The organism is Sabulibacter ruber, assembly GCF_017355955.1.
GTDB lineage: Bacteria > Bacteroidota > Bacteroidia > Cytophagales > Hymenobacteraceae > Nibribacter > Nibribacter ruber_A.
Genome location: NZ_JAFFID010000022.1, coordinates 1 through 518, shown reverse-complemented (window position 1 = coordinate 518; position 518 = coordinate 1). Strand labels below are relative to the sequence as shown.

Below are 518 nucleotides of genomic sequence, written 5' to 3'. Positions count from 1 at the left end.
TCCATCCACATGAGGCGGTAGCGGTTCTGCGGGGTCCCGGCGTGCTTCCTCTGCACGCCCATGCTCTTGCCGTTCACGAACAGCTCGGCGCTGTCGTAGCTGGTGTACACGAACACCGGGGTGGTCTGTCCCTCCCTTCCCTCCCAGTTCCAGTGCGGCAGGATGTGCAGGGTCTCGGCTTCCTTGTTCCAGCGGCTGCGGTACAGGTAGAACCGGTCCTTCGGCAAACCCGCCAAATCGTTGATCCCGAAGTACGAGCTGCGCGACGGCCACTTATCGTCGTACGGGGTGGGCTCGCCCAGGTAGTCAAAACCCGTCCACACGAACTCGCCGATGACCCAGGGCTTGTCGTCCTGCAGCACGAAGTCGTCGTCGGGCAGGTTGGACCAGGAGCAGTACTCCAGGTCGTAGGAAGAACTCTGGAAATCCGGGTACTGCTTCTCAATGGCCTTCTCCACGGGGAACTTGTAGATGCCGCGGGAGCTCACGGTGGAGGCGGTCTCCGAGCCCAGGATGAA

General features: G+C 62.0%; 1 protein-coding gene. It reads right to left on the bottom strand.

Annotation, left to right across the window (positions count from 1 at the left end):
• Positions 1–518 (bottom strand): DUF4982 domain-containing protein (locus JT719_RS24275; RefSeq protein WP_207436381.1); only part of this gene is annotated, 518 nt, incomplete at both ends.